This window comes from Gordonia sp. DT101 (genome assembly GCF_049844895.1).
GTDB lineage: Bacteria > Actinomycetota > Actinomycetes > Mycobacteriales > Mycobacteriaceae > Gordonia.
Window position 1 is genome coordinate 134,534 of sequence record NZ_JBNCLX010000003.1, and the last position, 22,235, is coordinate 156,768.

The 22,235-nt window shown below is 68.0% G+C and carries 19 protein-coding genes; 12 read left to right on the forward strand and 7 right to left on the reverse strand.

From position 1 onward, the window contains the following. Positions 1–37 precede the first annotated feature (37 nt). Positions 38–4,660, forward strand: coding sequence for an ATP-dependent helicase (locus tag ACLQ3I_RS11925; RefSeq protein WP_425802078.1), 4,623 nt, complete (start codon positions 38–40; stop codon positions 4,658–4,660). Further along, positions 4,653–5,450, forward strand: coding sequence for a DNA-formamidopyrimidine glycosylase family protein (locus ACLQ3I_RS11930; RefSeq protein WP_425802080.1), 798 nt, complete (start codon positions 4,653–4,655; stop codon positions 5,448–5,450). Before ACLQ3I_RS11925 ends, ACLQ3I_RS11930 begins: the two co-directional genes overlap by 8 nt. 46 nt (positions 5,451–5,496) lie before the next feature. On the opposite strand, the gene ACLQ3I_RS11935 is transcribed toward ACLQ3I_RS11930, so the two are convergent. Next, positions 5,497–5,919, reverse strand: coding sequence for a pyridoxamine 5'-phosphate oxidase family protein (locus ACLQ3I_RS11935; protein WP_425788117.1), 423 nt, complete (start codon positions 5,917–5,919; stop codon positions 5,497–5,499). Positions 5,920–6,012: 93 nt separating this feature from the next. Further along, complete coding sequence (gene glpD / locus ACLQ3I_RS11940) at positions 6,013–7,755, reverse strand: glycerol-3-phosphate dehydrogenase (protein WP_425788119.1); 1,743 nt, start codon at positions 7,753–7,755, stop codon at positions 6,013–6,015. Positions 7,756–7,783: 28 nt separating this feature from the next. Between glpD and glpK the strand changes: the two genes are divergently transcribed. Next, positions 7,784–9,319: a glycerol kinase GlpK gene (gene glpK / locus ACLQ3I_RS11945; protein WP_425788121.1), complete on the forward strand. Its 1,536-nt coding sequence runs from the start codon at positions 7,784–7,786 to the stop codon at positions 9,317–9,319. A 15-nt stretch (positions 9,320–9,334) separates the two neighbouring features. Here glpK and ACLQ3I_RS11950 read toward each other — a convergent pair whose 3' ends face one another. Further along, positions 9,335–10,210: an LLM class flavin-dependent oxidoreductase gene (locus ACLQ3I_RS11950; RefSeq protein WP_425802082.1), complete on the reverse strand. Its 876-nt coding sequence runs from the start codon at positions 10,208–10,210 to the stop codon at positions 9,335–9,337. Positions 10,211–10,382: 172 nt separating this feature from the next. Here ACLQ3I_RS11950 and ACLQ3I_RS11955 point away from each other — a divergent pair, with 172 nt between their 5' ends. Further along, the gene (locus ACLQ3I_RS11955) at positions 10,383–10,979 is read left to right on the forward strand and encodes a TetR/AcrR family transcriptional regulator (protein WP_425788125.1); all 597 of its coding nucleotides are present in this window, start codon (positions 10,383–10,385) and stop codon (positions 10,977–10,979) included. 22 nt (positions 10,980–11,001) lie between these two features. Here the strand turns inward: ACLQ3I_RS11955 and ACLQ3I_RS11960 are convergent, their stop codons facing one another. Then, a complete protein-coding gene (locus ACLQ3I_RS11960) occupies positions 11,002–12,405 on the reverse strand; it encodes an NAD(P)H-quinone dehydrogenase (protein ID WP_425802085.1) in 1,404 nt (467 codons plus the stop codon). A gap of 165 nt (positions 12,406–12,570) precedes the next feature. Between ACLQ3I_RS11960 and ACLQ3I_RS11965 the strand changes: the two genes are divergently transcribed. Beyond that, complete coding sequence (locus ACLQ3I_RS11965; RefSeq protein WP_425788129.1) at positions 12,571–13,053, forward strand: gamma-glutamylcyclotransferase; 483 nt, start codon at positions 12,571–12,573, stop codon at positions 13,051–13,053. A gap of 16 nt (positions 13,054–13,069) precedes the next feature. On the opposite strand, the gene ACLQ3I_RS11970 is transcribed toward ACLQ3I_RS11965, so the two are convergent. Both ACLQ3I_RS11970 and ACLQ3I_RS11975 read right to left on the reverse strand, forming a co-directional pair. Then, complete coding sequence (locus ACLQ3I_RS11970) at positions 13,070–14,263, reverse strand: amidohydrolase (protein WP_425802088.1); 1,194 nt, start codon at positions 14,261–14,263, stop codon at positions 13,070–13,072. A 9-nt stretch (positions 14,264–14,272) separates the two neighbouring features. Continuing rightward, on the reverse strand, positions 14,273–14,971 hold the full coding sequence (locus ACLQ3I_RS11975; protein WP_425802090.1) for an enoyl-CoA hydratase/isomerase family protein: 699 nt from the start codon (positions 14,969–14,971) through the stop codon (positions 14,273–14,275). Positions 14,972–15,006: 35 nt separating this feature from the next. On the opposite strand from ACLQ3I_RS11975, the gene ACLQ3I_RS11980 reads away from it, so the two are divergent. Genes ACLQ3I_RS11980 through ACLQ3I_RS11995 form a run of 4 tightly spaced genes read left to right on the forward strand, consistent with a single transcriptional unit; the run spans position 15,007 to position 18,803 of the window. Further along, on the forward strand, positions 15,007–15,810 hold the full coding sequence (locus ACLQ3I_RS11980) for a purine-nucleoside phosphorylase (protein WP_425802093.1): 804 nt from the start codon (positions 15,007–15,009) through the stop codon (positions 15,808–15,810). A gap of 7 nt (positions 15,811–15,817) precedes the next feature. Further along, on the forward strand, positions 15,818–17,440 hold the full coding sequence (locus ACLQ3I_RS11985; RefSeq protein WP_425802095.1) for a phospho-sugar mutase: 1,623 nt from the start codon (positions 15,818–15,820) through the stop codon (positions 17,438–17,440). Further along, positions 17,437–18,006, forward strand: coding sequence for a hypothetical protein (locus ACLQ3I_RS11990; RefSeq protein ID WP_425802098.1), 570 nt, complete (start codon positions 17,437–17,439; stop codon positions 18,004–18,006). The genes ACLQ3I_RS11985 and ACLQ3I_RS11990 overlap by 4 nt, the downstream gene beginning before the upstream one ends. Positions 18,007–18,011: 5 nt before the next feature. Then, positions 18,012–18,803 carry an ABC transporter ATP-binding protein gene (locus tag ACLQ3I_RS11995; protein ID WP_425802101.1) on the forward strand — a complete coding sequence of 264 codons (792 nt, stop codon included), beginning with the start codon at positions 18,012–18,014 and terminating at the stop codon, positions 18,801–18,803. 16 nt (positions 18,804–18,819) lie between these two features. Here the strand turns inward: ACLQ3I_RS11995 and upp are convergent, their stop codons facing one another. Next, entirely contained in the window at positions 18,820–19,443 is a 624-nt protein-coding gene (gene upp / locus ACLQ3I_RS12000; protein WP_425788142.1) for a uracil phosphoribosyltransferase, read from the reverse strand. A gap of 51 nt (positions 19,444–19,494) precedes the next feature. Between upp and ACLQ3I_RS12005 the strand changes: the two genes are divergently transcribed. The 3 genes from ACLQ3I_RS12005 (at position 19,495) to ACLQ3I_RS12015 (ending at position 22,153) form a co-directional block, all read left to right on the forward strand. Then, on the forward strand, positions 19,495–19,839 hold the full coding sequence (locus tag ACLQ3I_RS12005) for a type VII secretion target (protein ID WP_425802104.1): 345 nt from the start codon (positions 19,495–19,497) through the stop codon (positions 19,837–19,839). Beyond that, on the forward strand, positions 19,839–20,774 hold the full coding sequence (locus ACLQ3I_RS12010; RefSeq protein ID WP_425788146.1) for a C40 family peptidase: 936 nt from the start codon (positions 19,839–19,841) through the stop codon (positions 20,772–20,774). Before ACLQ3I_RS12005 ends, ACLQ3I_RS12010 begins: the two co-directional genes overlap by 1 nt. Before the next feature lie 86 nt (positions 20,775–20,860). Beyond that, complete coding sequence (locus ACLQ3I_RS12015) at positions 20,861–22,153, forward strand: primosomal protein (RefSeq protein ID WP_425802107.1); 1,293 nt, start codon at positions 20,861–20,863, stop codon at positions 22,151–22,153. The last annotated feature ends 82 nt before the right edge of the window (positions 22,154–22,235 follow it).

Here is a 22,235-nt window from a genome sequence, read left to right on the forward strand (position 1 = left end):
ACCCGGGCCTGTCGGTGACGTGAGGGATGATGGCCATGTGCCCCGCAAGGCCTCTGTCCTCGATCGATTCACCGCCCCGACGGGGCGGTGGTTCACCGGCGCCTTCGACAAGCCGACCACGGCGCAGACCGGGGCCTGGAAATCCATCGCCGACGGCGACAACACCCTGGTCATCGCGCCGACCGGCTCGGGCAAGACACTGTCGGCGTTCCTGTGGGCACTCGACCGCCTGGCCGCGGAGCCCGACCGGAAGCACGCCACCCGGGTCGTGTACATCTCCCCCCTCAAGGCCCTCGCCGTCGACGTGGAACGCAATCTGCGGGCACCGCTCACCGGCATCACGCGGGCAGCCCAGGAACTGGGCCTGGCCGAACCGAACATCACCGTCGGCGTGCGCTCCGGTGACACGTCGCCGGCACAGCGGCGGTCGCTGGTCAAGACGCCGCCGGACATCCTGATCACCACGCCCGAATCGCTCTACCTGATGTTGACGTCGGCCGCCCGCGAGACCCTCACCGACGTCGACACCGTTATCGTCGACGAGGTGCATGCCGTCGCGGCCACCAAACGCGGCACGCACCTGGCGCTGACCCTCGAACGACTCGACGAACTGCTCGACCGACCCGCGCAACGCATCGGACTGTCCGCGACGGTCCGCCCGCCGGAGGTGGTCGCCCGCTTCCTCGGTGGCGCAGCGCCGTGCCGGGTGGTCAGACCACCGGCCACCAAGACCTTCGACCTCCGCGTCGACGTCCCCGTCGAGGACATGGCCAACATCCCGCCGCCCGAGTCGACTGCCGGCGACGACCTCGACGACGCGTTCTCGCCGACCGCCGGTTCGTTGTGGCCGTATGTCGAATCGTCGATCGTCGACCTGATCGAGAAGAACCGGGCCACGATCGTGTTCGCCAACTCGCGGCGGCTCGCCGAGCGGCTGACCGCGCGGCTCAACGAGATCCATGCCGAACGAACCACGGGTACGGCCGCACCGGTCACCCACAATCCGACCGTCGCCGGCGGGGCACCGGCCTTCGTCATGGCCAGCGGCGCGAGCTCCGGCGCCGAACCCGTCCTGGCCCGTGCCCACCACGGTTCGGTCAGCAAGGAACAGCGCGCACAGATCGAGGACGATCTGAAGTCGGGCCGCCTCGCCTGTGTGGTGGCGACGAGTTCGCTGGAGCTCGGCATCGACATGGGCGCAGTCGACCTCGTCATCCAGGTGGAGGCCCCACCGTCGGTCGCGAACGGTCTGCAGCGGATCGGACGGGCCGGTCACCAGGTCGGCGAGATCTCGCAGGGCGTGCTGTTCCCGAAGCACCGCACCGACCTCATCCACTGCACGGTGACCGTCGAGCGGATGCTCGACGGCGCGATCGAGGAACTCCGGGTCCCACAGAACCCGCTCGACATCCTCGCCCAGCAGACGATCGCGGCGGTCGCGATCGACGACCTCGACGTCGACCACTGGTTCGACGTCGTACGGCGTGCAGGGCCGTATCGCGAACTGGGCCGGCAGGTGTTCGACGCCACACTCGACCTGATCTCCGGACGATTTCCCTCCGACGAGTTCGCCGAGTTGCGTCCACGGGCCATCTGGGACCGCGACGCCGGGACTCTCTCGGGCCGCCGGGGCGCGCAACGGCTCGCCGTCACCTCGGGCGGCTCAATCCCCGACCGTGGCCTGTTCGGCGTCTTCATGGTCGGCGAGAAGTCCACCAGGGTCGGTGAACTCGACGAGGAGATGGTCTACGAGTCACGGGTGGGCGACGTGTTCGCCCTCGGTGCGACGAGCTGGCGCATCGAGGACATCACGCACGACCGGGTCCTGGTCTCCCCCGCCTACGGGCAGCCCGGTCGCCTCCCCTTCTGGATCGGCGACACCGTCGGCCGCCCGGCCGAACTCGGCGCCGCCATCGGCAAGTTCACCGGAGCCGTCGCCGATCCCGACACCCTCGCCGAGCATGCCGCACGCCTCGGCCTCACCGACTTCGCCCGCGACAACCTGGCCGCCCTGATCGGCGAACAGAAAGAGGCCACCGGTCACCTCCCCACCGACCGCACGCTCGTCGTCGAACGCTTCCGCGACGAGCTCGGCGACTGGCGTCTCATCCTGCACTCCCCCTACGGATTACGCGTCCACGCCCCGTGGGCGAGCGCGATTTCCGCACGCCTGCAGAACACTCTCGGCATCGAGGGTGCGACCACCGCATCCGACGACGGCATCATCGTGCGCCTGCCCGACACCGACGACGACCCGCCCGGGACCGGTGTCTTCGTCGTCGATCCGGACGACATCGAACAGCTCGTCACCGATGCCCTTGCCGACTCGTCGATGTTCGCCTCCCGATTCCGCGAATGTGCGGCGCGGGCGCTGCTACTCCCCCGGCGAGACCCGGGACGTCGCGCCCCGCTGTGGCAGCAACGTCAGCGCAGCGCCCAATTGCTCTCCGTCGCATCGAAGTTCCCCGACTTCCCGATCGTGCTGGAAGCGGTGCGCGAATGCCTGCAGGACGTCTACGATCTACCCGCCCTCGTCGATCTGCTCACCCGAATCCGGCAACGCCGCATCCGGATCGTCGAGACCGAGACCGCCAGTCCGTCGCCCTTCGCCGCGTCCATGTTGTTCGGCTACGTGGGTGCGTTCATGTACGCCGACGACGCCCCGCTCGCCGAGCGACGCGCCGCCGCCCTCTCACTGGACACCAGCCTGCTGGCGCAACTTCTCGGGCGGGTCGATCTCCGTGAACTCCTCGACCCCGCGGTCATCGCGGAGGTCACCGCACGCCTGCAGCGTCTGTCCCCCGACCGGCAGGCCCGCGACGCCGAAGACATCATCGACCTGCTGCGCTGGCTGGGCCCGCTGAGCACCGAGGACGTCACTGATCGCTACCGCGGCGCGGAGCCGGCACTCGACCATCTCACCGCCCTGCATCGGACCGGGCAGATCATCTCCGTCAATCACGGCGGACGGCCACGGTGGGCGGCGATCGACGACACCGCACGGCTTCGCGACGCCCTCGGGGTACCCGCACCGATGGGCATCCCGGCCGCCTACCTCGAGCCCGTGCCCGACCCGGTCGGCGACCTGGTCGGTAGATACGCACGCACGCACGGACCGTTCACCGTCGCCGAGGCCGCGCAGACCTTGGGGATGGCCGTGGGAGTGGTCCGGGACACGCTGATCCGGCTCGCCGCCGACCGGCGGGTCGTCGAGGGCGACTTCCTCCCCGACGCCGAACCGTCGGGGGGACAGCGGGCCACGCAGTGGTGTCACGCCGACGTACTCGGCCAGATCCGGCGTGGCTCCCTGGCAGCGAGCCGAGCCGAGGTGGCCCCGGTCGAGACCGACGTGCTGGCACGGTTCCTGGCCTCGTGGCAGCACGTCACCGCCGACGATCAGCTCGACGGTGTCGACGGCGTGGCGACGGTTGTCGACCAGTTGGCCGGATATCCACTTCCGGCGTCCGCCTGGGAATCCCTGATCCTGCCGGCGCGTATCCGGGGGTACCAGCCCGCCATGCTCGACGAACTGCTGAGCTCGGGTGAGGTGATCTGGTCCGGACACGGCCGCATCGGCAATTCGGACGGATGGGTCGCCCTGCACCCCGCCGACGTCGCGCCACTGACGTTGCCGCCGCCCGACGAGATCGACACCACCGCACTGATGGACCGGGTCGTGCAGGTTCTCGAGCCCGGCGGTGCCCTCCGGTTCACTCAGGTGGCCGACGCCGTGAGCACCGAAACCGACTCACCTGTACCGGCTTCCGAGGTCGAGACCGTGCTGTGGGACCTCGTCTGGTCGGGCCGGATCAGCAACGATTCGTTCGCGCCGGTCCGTGCGATGACCCAATCGAGGCGCAGCGGGTCGGCATCGAGATCGGCACCCGCACACCGCTCACGCGGTCGCGCACCCCGGCTACGGGCGCAACGCCTGTCGACGCGCTATCTCGCGGAGCATCCGACCGGACGGGCGGTCGCCCCGACGGCGAGTGGCCGGTGGTTCGCGCTCGAACGGCAGGAGCCCGACCCCACCGTGGCCACTCAGGTCGTCTGCGAACAGCTCCTCGCCCGTTACGGAGTCATCACCCGCGGCAGTGTCGTGAGTGAGAGTGTCACCGGCGGATTCGCCCGCATCTACAAGGCTCTCACCGTGTTCGAGGACAACGGTCAGGTTCGGCGGGGCTACTACGTCGACGGACTCGGTGGGGCGCAGTTCGCATCTCCGGCCACGGTCGACGACCTGCGACGGCACGCACTCATCGACCGCGGCCACGAGAATTTCGCCGTCGTACTGGCATCGAACGACCCGGCGAACCCGTTCGGTGCCGCGCTGGAATGGCCGCCGTCGACGTCCGAGGACGTCGGTCACCGGCCGGGGCGCAAGCCCGGCGCCCTGGTGGTGCTGGTCGACGGCGCGCTCGTCGTGTTTGTCGAGCGCGGCGGCAAGACCGTCCTGACGTTCAGCGAATCGACGTCCGCGCTGGAGTCGGCCGCGGGCGCCCTGGCCGCCCTCGTACGATCAGGGCGCTTGTCCCGCTTGATGATCGACCAGGTCGACTCGCAGCCGGCGTTACGGTCCGATTTCGCGCGCATCCTGGTGGCCGCAGGTTTCGCGACGACGCCACGCGGTCTCCGGATGCGCTACGGGCAGCATGCCTGAGGGTGACACCGTCTTCGCGACCGCCGCTCGGCTTCGAACAGCCCTGGCGGGCAGGCAGTTGTCGTACACGCAGTTCCGTGTTCCTCGGCTGGCCACGACCGATCTGTCCGGCCGCCTCGTCGTCGCGGTGCGGTCGAGGGGAAAACATCTGCTGATCGATGTCGCGGGCCCGGACGATACCCGACCGGATGTCGGTGCGTTGAGCATCCATTCGCACCTGAAGATGGAAGGCGCCTGGCACGTGCACCCGGTCGGCCGCAGATGGCGGCGACCGGGGTTCCAGGCGCGGGTCGTACTCCGCACCGACGAGGCCGAGGCCGTGGGATTCGATCTCGGCATCCTCGAGCTGTCCGCCGATCCGGAATCGGCGCTCGGCCACCTGGGACCCGACCTGCTCGCCGACGACTGGGATCGAGATGAAGCCATCCGCCGCATCAGGGGATGTCCTGACGATCCGATCGGCACGGCCCTCCTGGACCAACATCTCCTGGCCGGCATCGGCAACGTCTACCGCAGCGAGATCTGCTTTCTGCGCGGGACGCTGCCCGCGCGGGCGGTGCAAGATGTGGATGTGCCGGCGGCAGTCGATTTGAGCAGACGCCTGTTGTGGGCCAACCGATCACGCACTGCCCGGACCACCACCGGACAGACCGCGGCGAATGCACGACTCTGGGTCTACGGCCGACAAGGGCAACTGTGCCGCCGATGCAGAACGCCGATCGAGCGAGGTCAACTCGGCTCGATCGGCGATGATCGCGTGATCTACTTCTGCCCAGGCTGTCAGACCTGACGAGATCGCGACGGTGGTCCCGTGACGTGCGGTACCCGCCCCCGATTCAGACCGGATACCGTTCCGGCTCGGGACCGAACAGAAAGCGCCGCCCGCTGATCTCGTCGACCGAGATCTCGACGTAGTTGTACTTGATCGTGGGAGTCCACGGTTGCAAGGGCATTTCGTCGGCAGCGGCGATGTCATGAGTCGAAACCAACACGCGTGCAGCACCTTTTGCGACGATGCTCCAACCCCTCAGTGCGGTGTGGTCGTCGGCTTCGAAGGCGACGTTCTCGTTGACCGCGATCTCGGAGAGCTTGGTGCCCTCACCTGTGCGGAAGACGATCCGTCCCTCACCGGCGTGGAAATTGACCGGGAAGATGTCCGGCTGACCGTTGACACTCAACGCGATTCGTCCGAGTGCGACGGTTGCGAGAAGTTCCCAGGCCTCGTCGTCGGTGAGTACCTGCACGACGTTGTCGACCATGATCCGTCCTTCTGTCATAACCCATTCTTCCTGCGGAGGAGGTGGGCCGACAGTGCCAAAGGTCCCGACTTTCGACGATCACACATCACCGATTCAGTCTGGTACCGGTACCGGCTCCAGGATTTCCGGTCGCGCTTCCGGGGCGGCAGCCCGCAGGGCATCGGCGGAATCGTCGTCAGGCTGGCGCTGTGATGCGACCTCGGCCTCCACCCGGGCGATGTAGGTGGCGACCTCGAAGGCCGTCTCCTCCGCCGACCATCCGAGGATCGGTGCGAGCAGGTCGGCGACCTCCTGCGCGCAATCGACTCCGCGGTGCGGATATTCGATCGCGATCCGCGTGCGCCGCGCCAGCACGTCCTCCAGATGCAGTGCCGCCTCGTCGATCGCCGCATAGACGACCTCCACGCGCAGGTATTGCGGTGCCGCGGCGAGCGGCTGCAGCAAAGACGGCTCGGCGTCGGCGTAGTAGAGGACGTCGTCGATCAACGACCCATAGCGGTTGAGGAGACGCCGAATCCGATAGGGATGCAACCCGAATCGACGACCGAGATGCTCGCATTGATTGATGAGCGCGAAGTAGCCGTCGGCGCCGAGAAGCGGAACCCGCTCGGTGATGGACGGCGCGACCCGCGTGGGGATGAAGTCGGTACACGCGTCCACGGCATCGGCGGCCATCACCCGGTACGTGGTGTACTTCCCGCCCGCGATCGACACCAGCCCGGGCGCGACCGTCGCCACGGCATGTTCGCGCGAGAGCTTGGAAGTCTCGTCGTCCTCACCGGCGAGCAACGGCCGCAGCCCGGCGTACACGCCCTCGATGTCACCGTGGGTGAGCTTGGTGACCAATACCTCGTTGACGCGCTCGAGGATGTAGTCGATGTCGGCACGGGTGGCGGCCGGATGAGCGAGATCGAGATTCCAGTCGGTGTCGGTGGTTCCGATGATCCAGTGCGTCTCCCACGGGATCACGAACAGCACCGAATTGGCGGTACGGAGGATGATCGCGGTCTCACTCACGATGCGATCCCGGGGAACCACGATGTGCACACCCTTGGAGGCACGAACCTTGAAGTGGCCCCGCTGTTTCGAGAGCGCCTGGACCTCGTCGGTCCATACGCCGGCGGCGTTGATCACGCAATGGGCGCGCACCTCCCCGATCTCGCCGCTCTCCGAATCACGTACCCGAACGCCGAGGACCCGATCCGCCTCCCGCAGGAATCCGACCACCTGGGTGGACGTCCGGATCACGGCGCCGTAGTTCGCCGCGGTACGCGCGACCGTGAGGCTGTGCCGGGCGTCGTCGACCACGGTGTCGTAGTAGCGGATCCCACCGATCAACGAATTTCTCTTCAGCGCCGGTGCCACGCGCAGCGCCCCGGACCGAGTGACATGACTTTGTCCGGGAACAGATTTCGATCCACCCATCTGGTCATACAGGAACAGCCCGGCGCCCACGTAGGGTCGCTCCCACACCCGGCGGGTCAGTGGGTAGAGGAACGGCAACGGTTTGACCAGATGTGGCGCGAGGATACGCAGTGAGAGTTCCCGTTCCCGAAGTGCTTCACGCACAAGGCCGAACTCGAGTTGCTCGAGATACCGGAGGCCGCCGTGGAACATCTTCGACGACCGGCTCGATGTACCCGAGGCGATGTCGCGAGCCTCGACCAGGGCAACTCGCAGACCACGGGTGGCGGCGTCGAGCGCAGTTCCCACACCGACGACCCCGCCCCCGATGACGACGAGGTCGAACTGCTCACTGACCAGCCGGCGCCACGCCTCGGCTCGGTAGAGCGGACCCATATCCGCTGGTCGGTCTGGGTTGAACTCGGTGTTCATGCTTGCCGAGCCTAATTGATCTCCTCCGATGCCACCGCGTGCGACACTGTCCGTCGTGGGTAGTGCAAGCACATACGTCGCCGCCATCGACCAGGGCACCACGTCCACACGGGCGATGATCTTCGACCGGCACGGCCGCGTGGTCAGTTCCGAGCAGATCGAACACGAGCAGGTGTTCCCGCAGGCAGGCTGGGTGGAGCACGACGCATCGGAGATCTGGCGCAACACCCGTCGCGTGGCCGCCGCCGCACTGGCGTCCGCCGATCTGAAACATGGCGACATCGCCGCCTGCGGACTCACCAACCAACGTGAGACAACTCTCATCTGGGACCGCGAGACCGGCGACCCGATCCACCACGCCATCGTCTGGCAGGACACCCGCACCAACGAACTCTGCGGCACGCTCGCCGGCGACGTCGGGGTGGATCGCTACCGGGAACGCACGGGCCTGCCGCTGTCGACGTATTTCGCCGGACCCAAGATCCGGTGGCTACTCGACCACGTCGACGGTGCTCGCCGACGTGCCGAGGCAGGCGAACTGTGTTTCGGCACAATGGATTCGTGGATCACCTGGAACATGACCGGTGGACGCGACGGCGGGTTGCACATCACCGACGTCACCAACGCGTCGCGGACGATGCTGATGGACCTACGCACCCTGGCCTGGGATGAGGACATCTGCGCCGAGATGGGCGTGCCGATGTCCTTGCTTCCCGAGATCCGCAGCTCATCCGAGGTCTACGGGCCGCTGCGCGAGCACGGCTCACTCCCCGGCGTACCGTTGGCCGGCATCCTGGGCGATCAACAGGCCGCCACCTTCGGGCAGGCGTGCCTGAATCCGGGTGAGGCCAAGAACACCTACGGCACCGGCAATTTCCTCCTCCTCAACACCGGGACCGAGCCGGTGTTCAGTGACCACGGCCTGCTCACCACGGTCTGCTACCGGATCGGCGAACAGGACGCACGCTATGCACTCGAGGGGTCGATCGCCGTCACGGGATCGCTGGTGCAGTGGTTGCGCGACAACCTCGGTCTCTTCGATCACGCCCGCGAGATCGAATCGTTGGCCGCGTCGGTGGAGGACAACGGTGGCGCCTACTTCGTCCCGGCGTTCTCCGGACTGTTCGCGCCGCGCTGGCGACCCGATGCCCGCGGGGTCATCGTCGGCCTGACGCGCTTCGTCAACAAAGGGCACCTCGCGCGAGCCGCCCTGGAGGCCAGCGCCTTTCAGACCCGTGAGGTGATCGAGGCGATGCAGGCCGACTCCGGCGTCGAGCTGTCCACACTCAAGGTGGACGGCGGAATGGTCGTCAACGATCTGCTCATGCAGTTCCAGGCCGACATCCTCGACGTCCCGGTGGTGCGACCGGTGGTCAACGAGACCACGGCACTCGGCGCCGCCTACGCGGCAGGTCTCGCCGTCGGCTACTGGGAATCCGAGGACGAGATCCGCGCGAACTGGGCCGAGGACAAGCGCTGGGAACCCCGGATGGCGGCCGACGAACGCAACCGTCTCTACGAGGGCTGGAACCGCGCGGTCGGCCACAGCTTCGATCTCGCCTGACTGCTTGGGCGGAGTTCACGCCGGCGTGTCGATGAGTTCGTCGGCGACCCAGTGCGCCACCCGATCCGGGTAGGGCGACGGCAACATCAGGACGACGTGCGAGAACCCGGCGTCGAGCGCCTCGGCGATCTCGCGACGGGTGCCGTCGGGGCGGTCGTAGGAGACCGGCAGAGCGATCGATCGGGTGATAGTCGCCGGATCGCGCCCGATCTCGGCGCACAATCGATCGACCACCGCGTTGCGCCGGATGGCATCGTCGAAGTCACCGCCCGGGATGTTCCAGATGTCGGCATGTTCGGCGACCACCCGCAGCGTCGGCGTGGACCGTCCTCCGATGACGATCGGCGGGTGCGGGGACTGCATCGGTTTGGGGTTGCCGAATGCGCCGGTCACCTGCACGTTCTCACCGTCGAAATCGAACGGCGCGGTCTCGCTCCACAGTCGGCGGATCACCGTGCACGCCTCGGCCAGGTCCGCGACGGCCTGCGCCGCATCGCGATAGGGCAGACCATGCGCGTCGTACTCCCGCCGGGCGAGCGGATGACTCGGCCGCGATCCGGCGCCGATGCCGAAATCGAGGCGGCCACCGGAGACGATGTCGACGGTCGTCGCGATCTTGGCGAGCACTGCCGGCGGCCGAAACCTGTTGCTGGTCACCAGGAGTCCGAGGCGCAGGCGCTCGGTCTGCGCGGCCAGCGCGGAGAGCAGCGTCCACCCCTCGAAAATCGGCCCGTCGGGATCACCACCGATCGGCATCAGGTGGTCGAACAGCCACGCGTGCTCGATGGCGTGGACCTCGTCGGCCTCTCGCCATACGCGCAGGACGTCCTCATAGCTGACCTGCATGGGTGCGGTCATGATCCCGAAACTCGGGTGTGCGGCGGGAGTCATCGTGGCGCCTCCTCGAAGGGGTGCGGATAGTCGGATGCGGGTCGGCGTATCGGAACGTCGTTGTTCGGCCGGGCTCTCTGGCAAGATGTGCATGTAAGCGGAACCCTGCTCCGATTACGATACGGAGCGTTGTTCCGTTTTTCAAGACCTCGATCGGAACGGATGTGGCCGAGTGCCGAAGGGCAGCGACCGACCAGCGGGTACACGACCGCGGACATCACCGCGCAAACGTGCGGATGCGCGGCGCAACGAGCAGGCCCTGCTCGACGCGGCCGCGGCAGTCTTCGTCGTCTCCGGTGTGGAGGCACCGGTACGTGACATCGCCGATCGCGCCGGTGTCGGGATGGGCACGATCTATCGCCACTTCCCCACCCGCGCCGACCTCGTCATCGCCGTCTATCAGCACCAGGTCGAGGCGTGCGCCGAGGCCGGGCCGGAACTCATGGCCACCGCCACCACTGCGTACCTCGCACTCGCCGAGTGGGTCGAGCTCTTCGTCGACTTCCTGACCACCAAGCACGGCCTCGCTGCCGCGCTGCGCTCCGACACCGCGCGTTTCCAGACGCTGCACGCGTACTTCCTGGATCGGCTGGTGCCCGTTTGCGGCGCGCTGCTCGACGGGGCCGCGGCCGCCGGGGAGATCCGCTCCGATGTCACCGCGCTCGAATTCCTGCGTGGCATCGGCAATCTGTGCATCGGCGGGGACGAGGACTACGACGCGCGGCGCATGGTCGCGCTCCTGGTCGCCGGGCTCCGCACTCCCCGCTGATCCTCGTCGGGGCCTGCGGAAGCTAGTCCAGGTCGTCGTGGCGGACGAGCTGGCGCGCCGCCTCGGTCACCGAGCCGGTCAACGACGGGTACACCGAGAACGTCTGCGCGAGGTCGGAGACCATCAGCTTGTTCTGCACCGCGAGCGCGATCGGGAGGATCAGCTCCGATGCGTTGGGCGCCACCACCACGCCGCCGATCACCACTCCGGTGGCCGGGCGGCAGAAGATCTTCACGAAACCCCGACGGAGGCCGCTCATCTTGGCCCGCGGGTTGGTCGCGAGCGGGAGCATCACGGTCCGTGCCGGATACTCACCGGCGTCGATGGCCGTCTGCGACACGCCGACGGTGGCGATCTCCGGACGCGTGAAGATCGCGGACGCAACGGTTTTCAGCTTGATGGGACTGACGCCCTCACCGAGTGAGTGGTACATGGCGATCCGCCCCTGCATCGCCGCCACCGAAGCGAGCGGCAGCAGGCCGGTGCAGTCCCCCGCCGCATACACGCCCGGAACCGATGTCCGCGACACCCGATCGACGGTGATATAAGCGTTCCGGTCGATCTCCACACCTGCCCGGTCGAGCCCGAGATCGTTCGTGTTGGGTACCGATCCCACCGTCATCAACACATGCGAGCCGGTCACGGTGCGTCCGTCGGTCAGGTGCGCGGTCACCGAATCCCCGTGCCGCTCAACCTTGTCCGCACGAGCGTGCTTGATCAGTTCGACACCGCGCTCGGCCAGCGCGTCCTCCAGCACCAGGGCGGCGTCCTCGTCCTCGCCCGGCAGCACCCGGTCACGACTGGACACGAGCGTCACCCTGACGCCCAATTCGGTGTAGGCGTGCACGAACTCGGCGCCGGTCACACCCGAACCGATCACCACCAGGTGCTCGGGCAGCTCTTCCAGGTCATAGAGCTGACGCCAGTTGAGGATGCGTTCGCCGTCGGGCCGGGCGTCGGGCAGGACACGAGGTGAGGCGCCGGTCGCGATCAGGACCACGTCGCCCTCGTACCGCTGCGTCGATCCGTCGGCAAGAGTGGCGATCACGCCGTGTGTGGACACGCCGATCTGCCGTTGGTCGAGTTGCGCGCGGCCGGACACCAGGTTGACACCCTCGCTGATCAATCGGGACCTGATGTCGGCGGACTGGGCGAACGCCAGATCCCGGACGCGCTGATGGATCTGTGTCACGGTCACCAGAGCGTCATCGGTCCGGATGTTGATGCCCAGATCGACGGCACGGCGCACCTCGGTCCGGATGCCGGTGGAGGCGATGAAGGTCTTCGACGGCACACAATCCCAGAGGACACATGCGCCGCCGATGCCGTCGGAGTCGATCACGGTGATGTCGGCGCCGTAGACGGCCGCGGCGAGCGCGGCCTCGTAACCCGCGGGTCCGCCGCCGATGATCACGATCTTGGTCACTGTGAGTCCTCTCCTCATCCTCGGCCGACGGTGGTGATTCGGCCCACACATCTCGTTCCGGCGCCCGGTTCGTCGTCTACCAACCTAGTCCCCGCCCCACCTCGCGGCGCGCGATCGGGGCCGGTCGGCTTTCGCGGCGCGCGCCGACCATCTAGGCTTTCGCCCGTGCCGATTTACGCCGCCTACGGGTCCAACATGCATCCCGAGCAGATGGCCGAGCGTGCACCGCACTCGCCGATGTCGGGAACCGGGTGGCTGCACGGCTGGCGGTTGACCTTCGGCGGCGAGGACATCGGCTGGGAGGGTTCGCTCGCGACCGTCACCGAGGACCGGGACGATTCCGGCGCCAAGGTCTTCGTGGTCCTCTACGACGTGACCTCCGAGGACGAGGACAACCTCGACCGCTGGGAGGGTTCCGAACTCGGTATCCACGTCAAGATCCGCGCACGCATCCACACGGCCGACGGCCCGGTGCTCGCCTGGCTCTACGTGCTCGACGCCTATGAGGGCGGCCTGCCGTCGGCGCGTTACCTCGGCGTGATGGCCGAGGCTGCGGAGATCGCCGGCGCACCCGCCGAGTACGTACAGGATCTTCGATTGCGCGAATCACGAAACGTCGGGCCCGGGCCGGGACCCGACGAGCCCTAGCAGCGGGATCGACCGGTCAGGCGACGCCCAGCGCGATGCCGGCGAGGGTCCGCACCCCGATCTCCAGGGCGCGCTCATCGAGGTCGAACCCCGGCTGATGAAGGTCGCCGTGGGGACCGATCCCGTCCCATACGCCGAGGCGGCCCATCGCGCCCGGCACGTGTTCGAGGTACCACGAGAAGTCTTCACCGCCCGGCGACTGCGGAGTGTCCGCGACCGCGTTGGGCCCGATTGCGGCAACGGCTGTCCGCATCATCTCGACCGCGACCTCGTCGTTCACCACCGGTGGCACCCCGCGGAAGTACGACAGGTCATAGCGCACACCGAGCGGCGCGAGCAGTTCACCGATCACACTGCGGACCAGGGGCTCGAGTTCCGCCCAGGTCGTGTGATCGCCGGTACGTACGGTGCCACGCAGGCGGCCCTCCTGCGGGATCGCATTCGGAGCGTTGCCGGCATGTGCGGCGCCCCACACCATCACGGTTCCGGACCGCGGATCGATACGGCGGGACAGGATGCCCGGCAGACCGGTGATCACCGTGCCCATCGCGTACACCAGATCACCGGTGAGATGCGGACGCGAGGTGTGACCGCCCGCGGAATGCAGCTGTAGATCGATGTGGTCGGCCGCCGACGTCAGTGCGCCCGACCGCAGTCCGACCGACCCCACCGGGAGTTTCGGATCACAGTGCAACGCGAAAATCCGGCTGACACCGTTCATCACGCCCGCGGCGACGGCATCGAGCGCCCCACCGGGCATGACCTCCTCGGCCGGCTGGAAGATCAGACGGACACCCACCGGCAGCGCATCCACGGAGGCCAGCAATTTGGCCACCCCCATGAGGATTGCGGTGTGCGCGTCGTGGCCGCACGCGTGCGAGACCCCCTCGACCGTGGAACTGAACGCGAGTCCCGTGTGTTCGGTGATCGGCAGGGCATCCATGTCCGCGCGCAAAGCGACCCGCGGCTGGTCGGCACGTCCGAGGTCGCACACCACGCCCGTTCCCAACGGCAACCGACGCGGCTGCAGACCTGCCGCGGTCAGCTCGGCCATCACGAGCTCGGTGGTGTTGATCTCCTGCCGCGAGAGCTCGGGCTGCGCATGGATGTGCCGGCGCCACGCCACCACATCCTCACCGTGCGCCGCCCACCACGCACCGATCAGGTCACGCGGCGCCACCGGTTGGGCCTCGGTCTCACTCACGGCCATGCCCGCCCCTCACAACAGCGTCGACGGTGTCGGGGTCTCGAGGTCGGCGATCAGCGGCTGCCGCAGCCCGCGCTTGATCAATCCGAGATTGGGACCCGCCAGCGGTGCCCGTTCGACGCCCAGCTCCCCGGCCCTCCCGACCAGCCTGTCGACCTCGACCGACTCCTCGACGATGCCGGCAGCCACGGCGTCGTCGGCGCCATATCGCTTGGAGGTCAACATCGCCTCCGTCGCAGCGGCATCGGTCACGCGGGTGCGGATCAGCGAACTCATGCCGCGGGTGAACGGCATCCCGAGCGCCGCCTCGGGCAGCGACCAGAATCCCCGCTCCGTGCGCATCACCCGGACGTCGGCGCACAGGGCCAGCATGGCTCCGGCGCCGAAGGCGTGCCCGTTCACGGCGGCGACCGTCGGAACGGGCAGGGTGAGGAGCTTGACGTACAGCTCGTGGACACGATCGAGGTAGCGCGGCAATCCGCTCGCGTTGGCCGCGACGTAGTCGGTGTCGAGTCCGTTGCTGAAGAACTTGCCGGTGGCGGTGATCACCAGTGGTTTCGTCGGCTCCGCGGCGACCTGGTCGAGGAGATCACCGACCGAGGCGAGCCAGTCGAGCCGGAACCGATTGTCCGGATTCGACTCGTCGAGCTCGACGCCCTCGGAGCCGAGGTAGAGCTCGGTGACATCGCCTGCAGAACTGAGAAACGGCATGTAGCGACCTTATCGCCGCGCATTATGGTTGGGCCATGGACCCCACTGCCGATGCCGACGCCGCAGCCGTCGCGGCCGCCGCGACGATCGCCACCGAGACCGACTGCGCCGCCCACGACGTCGCCGTCGTCCTCGGATCAGGCTGGGCGCCGGCGGCAAAGGCATTCGGTGCACCGGTCGCCAGCGTCCCGATGGCCGCACTGCCCGGTTTCACCCCACCGAAGGCCGCAGGTCATGGCGGAATCGTGCACTCGGTGCAGGTCGCCGATCGCCGGGTCCTGATCCTGCTTGGTCGGATTCACGCCTATGAGGGACATCACCTCGCCCGCGTCGTCCACCCGGTCCGGACCGCGGCCGCGACGGGTGCCCACACCATCGTGCTGACCAATGCGGCCGGCGGCCTCCGCGACGACATGGCGGTCGGCCAGCCCGTCCTCATCGCCGATCACCTCAACCTCACCGGGCGATCCCCATTGGTCGGGGCGCAGTTCGTCGACCTCGTCGACGCGTACTCCCCGGAGCTGCGCGAGATCGCCCGCCGCACCGACCCGTCGCTCGCCGAGGGCGTGTACGCCGGGCTGCCCGGCCCGCACTACGAAACGCCGGCCGAGATCCGCATGCTGCGTACACTCGGCGCCGATCTGGTGGGGATGTCGACGGTCCACGAGACCATCGCGGCCCGCGCCGCGGGCCTGAAGGTCCTCGGGATGTCGCTGGTCACCAACCTCGCCGCCGGGATGACCGGCGAACCGCTCAGTCACACGGAGGTTCTCGAGGTCGGGCAGGCCTCGGCAACCCGCATGGGTGAACTCCTCGCCTCGATCATCGCCGAATTGTGACGCGACGATGCCGACCATCGATCCGCACGACTGGATCGCCTCCGACCCCGATCCCCTGACCCGGGCCGAGTTGTCCGCGCTCGGCCCCGATCAACTCGACGAACGTTTTGCCGACACACTTCGTTTCGGCACCGCCGGACTCCGGGGTCCGGTGCGTGCCGGGCCTGCCGGCATGAACGTGGCGGTGGTCACCCGTGCCACCCACGCCCTGGGATGCTCCCTTCTCGACGACGGGCAGGCGGGGACCACGGTCGTGGTGGGCCGGGATGCTCGTCACGGCTCGCCCGCGTTCGCCGCCGCAACGGCCGAAGTCCTTGCCGCGCAGGGATTCGATGTCGTCACCCTGCCCGGACCGACCCCCACGCCGCTGGTCGCATTCGCGTGCCGTGATCTCGATGCCACTGCGGCGGTGGTCGTCACGGCGTCTCACAACCCGCCGACCGACAACGGCTACAAGGTCTATCTCGCCGGCGGAGCACAACTCGTACCCCCGGCCGACCGCCGAATCGAACAACTGATCGCGACCGCGCCGGACGCGAACAAGATAGGCAGACAACGGGTATCACCCGATCACCGCGCCGGAGCGAACACCGCTCGATACCTCGACAGACTCGTGGCGCGCTTCGGACAGGCGCACCGTTCACCGGTACGGATCGCGCTCACCGCGATGCACGGCGTCGGCGGCGCCGTCGCGCTCGCCGCATTGCGGCGCGCCGGATTTCCCGATGTACACGTCGTCGCTGAGCAGTTCGCCCCGGATCCCGACTTTCCCACCGTACGGTTCCCCAACCCCGAGGAGCCCGGTTCGTCCGATCGGGTACTCGCCCTGGCCGAACGCATCGACGCCGACCTCGCGATCGCCCTCGATCCCGATGCCGACCGCTGCGCGGTCGGCGCCCGGGTCCACGGCAACTGGCGCATGCTGACCGGCGACGAGACGGGTGCCCTGCTGGGCGCGCATCTGCTCGCCACCACCGATCTCGCGGCACCCGTCGTGGCCAGCACCATCGTGTCCGGTTCCATGCTGCAGACCGTCACGTCGGCCGCCGGCGCCCGCCACGTACGCACGCTCACCGGGTTCAAATGGCTTGTCCGGGCCGGAGAACCACTCCTCTATGCCTACGAGGAGGCCATCGGACACTGCGTGGACCCCGACGCGGTCCGCGACAAGGACGGGATCGCCACCGCCGTGGTGGCCGCCCTGCTCACCGACCAGCGGCTCGCGATGAAGTCGGATCTGTCCGCCGCCGCCGATGAACTCGCTCTCGCGCACGGCGTCCACGTCACCACCCAACGATCGATCCGCGTCACCGACGTCGACCGCATCGCCGACCTGATGTCGACGCTGCGCCGATCGCCGCCCCGCGCGCCGGCCGGGATTGCGGTCGACGTCGAGGACTACGCCACCCGCGACGACGGACTGCGCACCGACGCAGTGCAACTGACCGGGCGCACCGCCGACGGCATCTCCCTGCGGGTGATCGCCCGGCCGTCGGGTACCGAGCCGAAGCTCAAGTACTACCTCGAGGTCGTGGCGCCCCCCGGTCGACCAGACGTCGCGCAGACGTCCAGCCACCTGCACGAAATCGCCGCCCGGGTGGCGGCGCAGCTACCCGGAGGAGAGCCGTGAGCCGTCCGACGCCGCAGCCGCACGACCGCTCCCCCTGGTCGTCGCCGATCGTGATCGTCGCGATCGCGGCCGGAGTTCTGATCGTCGTCGCAGGCGCGCTCGCCGCTCTGCTCCTGTTCGACGACGGCACCCCGGAATCGCCCACGTCGGCGTCGTCGGCACCGCCTGCTGCGCCGTCGATCGTCACCAGCACCGTCACCGACATCGACACCTCCACGGCAACCATCACCACCGAACGTCCCCGCCCCACCGTTCCCGGCACCGACTGGCAGGGATTCCCGGACGGACCGCGCTGCAACGGAGCCGACGACCCGGCCGTGATGATCGGTGAGACGACACGCTCCCGAATCGTCATCTGCCAGGTCGGCACGCAGGCGGGGCGGTTGTATTACAAGGGTTCCGCCGACGGCCAGAGCGTCGAGGTGGACTATCCGCAGCGGTCCGGCGACACCTTCGCGGTCACCAACAACGGTGTGACATATATCATCTCACCCGAGTCGCTGGTCATCAGCCAGGGCGGGGAGACGGTGGCCGACGAGCCGATGCTTGCCCACTGGCTACGGTGATGGTCGTGCACACGGCTACCGAACCAGTCCTCGACGCCTCCGACATCGACGTCCTCCGCAGCGGCCGTTCGCTGCTCCATGACGTGAACCTGCGGGTGGGCCCCGGGGAACACTGGGCACTGCTCGGCCCCAACGGCGCGGGCAAGTCCACGTTGATGGCGATCCTCGGCGCCCGCGGCCACCCGACGAGAGGCTCGGTGGATGTGCTGGGCAAACGCCTCGGACGCGTGGACATGCGCGAATTGCGTACACATATCGGCCATGTCGATCCGCGCTGGCGGATCGACATCCCGCTCACCGCCCACGAAGTGGTGCTGACCGGACTGACCAACACGCCGGAACTCGACCGCCGACACGAGTACACCGACGACGAACACCGCCATGCCGACGACCTGCTCGAACTCCTCGGCATGACCCTGCGTCGCGACTCGCTGTGGCCGGTGATGAGTCAGGGCGAGCGCGGCCGGACATTGATCGCACGCGCCCTCATGCCGCGGCCCGCGTTGCTGCTCCTCGACGAACCGGCGACCGGACTCGACCTCGCCGCTCGGGAGAAGTTGCTCACCGGCATCGACCAATTACGTTCGGAGGTGCCGAATCTGGCGAGCGTACTGGTGACGCACCACCTCGAGGACCTGCCCGCGAGCACGAGTCACGCGATGTTGCTGCGCGACGGCGAGGTGGTCGCGTCCGGTGCGGTCGACGATGCGCTCACGTCGACGACGATCAGCGTCTGCTTTGACCACGATGTGGTGGTCCGCCGCGAGCGGGGCCGCTGGGGGGCCGTGGCCGCCTGACGCAGGGCCCCAACGGTCAGCGCGGACCGAACTGGCGGTCCCCCGCGTCGCCGAGACCCGGCACGATGTACGACACGTCGTCGAGCCCGTCGTCGACGGCGGCGACCACGAGCCGCACGGGGTGCCCAGAGCTCTCCAACGCGGCCACCCCCTCCGGTGCCGCGACGACACAGACAGCGGTGATGTCGGTGGCATGGCGGGCCACCAGCAGATCGATGGTGTGCAGCATGGAACCACCGGTGGCCAGCATCGGATCCAACACGAACACGGGCAGTCCGGCGAGATCGTCCGGCAGCGACTCCAGGTACGGCACAGGTTGTGCGGTGGTCTCGTCGCGCGCGACCCCGACGAACCCGACGTGCGATTCCGGCACCATGGCGTGGGCCTGCTCGACCATCCCGAGCCCCGCCCGCAGCACCGGCACGAGAAGTGGTGGCGTGGCCAACCGCGTACCCGTGAACGCGATCAACGGTGTCTCGATCGGCACCGCCTCGGTCGGCGCCCCCGCGAGCGCCTCGTAGATCAGCATCTGCGTCAGATCCGACAGCGCGGCACGGAACCGGGCATTGTCCGTGGTCTTGTCCCGCATGGTTGTCAGCCGTGCTGCCGCCAGCGGGTGATCGACGATCTGTACCTGCATGGCTCACACCCTAAGTGGAACCGGACCGGCCGGCGTGACGTCAGATCAAACATGACCGAGGTAACCGTCCAACCCGACTCGCTGACCGCGTATGCGCGCCGGCAACAGTCCGCCGCCGCTGAGATCCGATCGCACACGGCCCGCCAACGCGGTGAGGTGGGCGAGCTCACCATGACCTTCGGCGTCATCGGTGCCGAGTTCCTCGCCGCGACCGCATACGTCCTGGATTCCCGCGCGCGCAGCCTCGACGGGGTCGCCGCGCGACATCAGGGCCAGGGCGAGCGCAGCCGGGCGGCCACGGCCCGCTACGTCGACACCGACGATCGCAATGCGGCGACCGTGACGGCGGCGATGACACCGCCGGCCACCCGACCCGACCGGGAGCTGCGACTCTGATGCTCACCATCGACATCCTCATCGCGCCACTGCGGATCATGATCACCGCGCTCGGCACCGGGATTCTGCCGCCCGACAATCCCGCCCAGCGACTCCGGACCGCCACCCCGCTACTCGAGCAGGTCCGGCAGGCATCGACCGCCTCGACCGAGCAGGCGTCGCGATCGTGGCAGGGCGCGGGCGCAGACAGCGCTGTCGTCGCCGCCGACCGAACCCACCGCACGATGGCGGACGTCGCCACCGACAGCACCGAGATCGCGGCGCTGATCGACGACGCCGGACTCAAGGTCAAGGTCGCAGCCGATCAGCTCAACGCCCTGATCGATTCCTTCCAGCGCGCCGCGTCGGCGCTCGGGCCGACCCTGTTCAGCCCGCAGGGGCTGGCGATGATCCTGCCGGTCGCCCTCGATCACGTGGGCCGTGGCATGCAGATCGTGGCACGCGCACAGTCCGAACTGGCGCAGGACACCAACCGGATGATGACTCTCGCGCGCCATACCGCACCGGCGGAGGTCGGCGATCCGTCCACCACGCACACCGCGGGCGGTGTCCCGCTCAGGCTGCCCGACGGTTCGACCGCATACGCACCCGACGAACGCGCCGCGAAGGCCGTCCGCGCGGCCCTGAGCCAACGCGGCGTCCCCTACGTCTGGGGCGGCACGACACCGGACGGTTTCGACTGCAGCGGGCTGACCCAGTGGTCATACCGTCAGGCCGGGCTCGACCTCCCCCGCCTCGCCCAGGATCAGGACACCGCCGGGGTACCGGTCAGCCAGTCGCAACTGCAGCCCGGCGATCTCGCAGTCTGGGACGGACACGTGGCGATGTATGTGGGCAACGATCAACTCGTGGAGGCCGGCGATCCGGTTCAGGTGTCGCCGTTGCGCACCACCAATGCCGGTCAGGGCTTCCAAGGCTTCTTCCGTCCGCGATGACGATGCACGCGCAACGACCGGCGTTCACCGACCGGTCGCGGGGGCGCCACCCGAGTTCACAGGTCGGATCGCTACGCTGTGTCCTCATGGCCGGAGACATCGTCCCCATCGAGCTCGGACTCACCGACGGAAACACCTTCACCCTCTGGGCACCCCGGTGGCGAGAGGGTGACGACGAGTGGGAGGCCTTCCTCGGACTCGACGAGGATCTATACGGCTTCCCGGGCGTCGCGGAGCTGGCCGCGTTCATCCGCGCCGGCGACGACAACGATCTCGCCGATCATCCGGCGTGGTCAACGGTCGTCGGATTGCAGGCCGACGAACTGGTTCCCGACGACAAGCACAGCTACGACCTGGTCGGGGTGCCGGAACTCGCGGCCGAGGATCCCAGTCCAGAGGTCATCGCAGAACTCGAGGACGCACTCGAGATCGTCCGGATTCTCGGCGAGGTCTGCGAACTGACCGTCATCACCAAGTTCTTCAACGGCAATCCGATCCTGGGAGCCGTCACCACCGGGACCCGTAACTTCGTCGGACGCGAGGGCGTCGACCTGTGGGTGCGGATCGGTCGTCTCATCGCGAAGCACTGGGACGACGTCATCGATGCGATCGACGATGTGATCAGCACCCCGGATGTGGACGCAGCAGCCGTCTCGACCGCCGAGGCCGAACTCGAGGCCGCCGCGTCGGCCGAAGACGAGGACGAGCCCGATGACGACGATCTCGAGCTGGTCGACGGCGACACCGACGATTCGGCCGACGAAGCGGACGACGAAGCGGACGACAACGTCGATGATGAGGACGACGAAGACGACGAGATCGACGACGACGACTTCTGGGCCAACGTCGGCATCGATCCCATCCGGATCGTGACCGGCGACGGCGAATACCTCTCCCTTCGTTGCTATCTCGGTGACGACCCGGTATTCCTCGGTGCCGACGGCAAGATCTTCGTGTTCACCTCCGCGCGAGCGCTGAGCCGATACCTCGCCGACGCGCGCGACCACGACCTCACCGAATTGTCGACGTTCGACGAGGTACGAACCTCCGCCACCGACGGTTCACTCGAATTCGACGTCATCGACGACAACGTGTACGTGTTGCCGGGTCTGGTGGACGACATCGCCGACGGTCCGCGCCGGATCGACCGCAATCAGCTCGACCTCGCGGTCGAACTCCTCACCGATGCAGCTGACTACGCAGACGACGACTCGGTCAACGAAGCCCTCGGCTCGACCACGCCGCTGGGCTGGTTTGTCGATTACGCGGTCAACCCCGACCCCAAGCGCATGGCGCCGAGTCCGCCCTTCGACAACGAGTCCGAGGCCTGGCGCGCGCTGGTACACGACTTCGAAGACCGCCTCGTCAAGAAGTCCTGACCCCCCGACCGCAGGCGCCCCTCTCCACCGCCGATCGAATACGCACCAACCGCAGCGAGGCACCATATCGAGATCACCGCGA

Excerpts from the sequence above, each read along its gene's own strand:
- glpD (WP_425788119.1), bottom strand. The coding sequence starts at position 7,755 with ATGAACACCGAGTTCAACCCAGACCGACCAGCGGATATGGGTCCGCTC.
- ACLQ3I_RS11930 (WP_425802080.1), top strand. The coding sequence starts at position 4,653 with ATGCCTGAGGGTGACACCGTCTTCGCGACCGCCGCTCGGCTTCGAACA.
- ACLQ3I_RS11935 (WP_425788117.1), bottom strand. The coding sequence starts at position 5,919 with ATGGTCGACAACGTCGTGCAGGTACTCACCGACGACGAGGCCTGGGAA.
- ACLQ3I_RS12015 (WP_425802107.1), top strand. The coding sequence starts at position 20,861 with ATGGCCGGAGACATCGTCCCCATCGAGCTCGGACTCACCGACGGAAAC.
- upp (WP_425788142.1), bottom strand. The coding sequence starts at position 19,443 with ATGCAGGTACAGATCGTCGATCACCCGCTGGCGGCAGCACGGCTGACA.
- ACLQ3I_RS11950 (WP_425802082.1), bottom strand. The coding sequence starts at position 10,210 with ATGACTCCCGCCGCACACCCGAGTTTCGGGATCATGACCGCACCCATG.
- ACLQ3I_RS12010 (WP_425788146.1), top strand. The coding sequence starts at position 19,839 with ATGCTCACCATCGACATCCTCATCGCGCCACTGCGGATCATGATCACC.
- ACLQ3I_RS11970 (WP_425802088.1), bottom strand. The coding sequence starts at position 14,263 with ATGGCCGTGAGTGAGACCGAGGCCCAACCGGTGGCGCCGCGTGACCTG.
- ACLQ3I_RS11975 (WP_425802090.1), bottom strand. The coding sequence starts at position 14,971 with ATGCCGTTTCTCAGTTCTGCAGGCGATGTCACCGAGCTCTACCTCGGC.
- glpK (WP_425788121.1), top strand. The coding sequence starts at position 7,784 with ATGCCACCGCGTGCGACACTGTCCGTCGTGGGTAGTGCAAGCACATAC.
- ACLQ3I_RS11985 (WP_425802095.1), top strand. The coding sequence starts at position 15,818 with ATGCCGACCATCGATCCGCACGACTGGATCGCCTCCGACCCCGATCCC.
- ACLQ3I_RS11980 (WP_425802093.1), top strand. The coding sequence starts at position 15,007 with ATGGACCCCACTGCCGATGCCGACGCCGCAGCCGTCGCGGCCGCCGCG.
- ACLQ3I_RS12005 (WP_425802104.1), top strand. The coding sequence starts at position 19,495 with ATGACCGAGGTAACCGTCCAACCCGACTCGCTGACCGCGTATGCGCGC.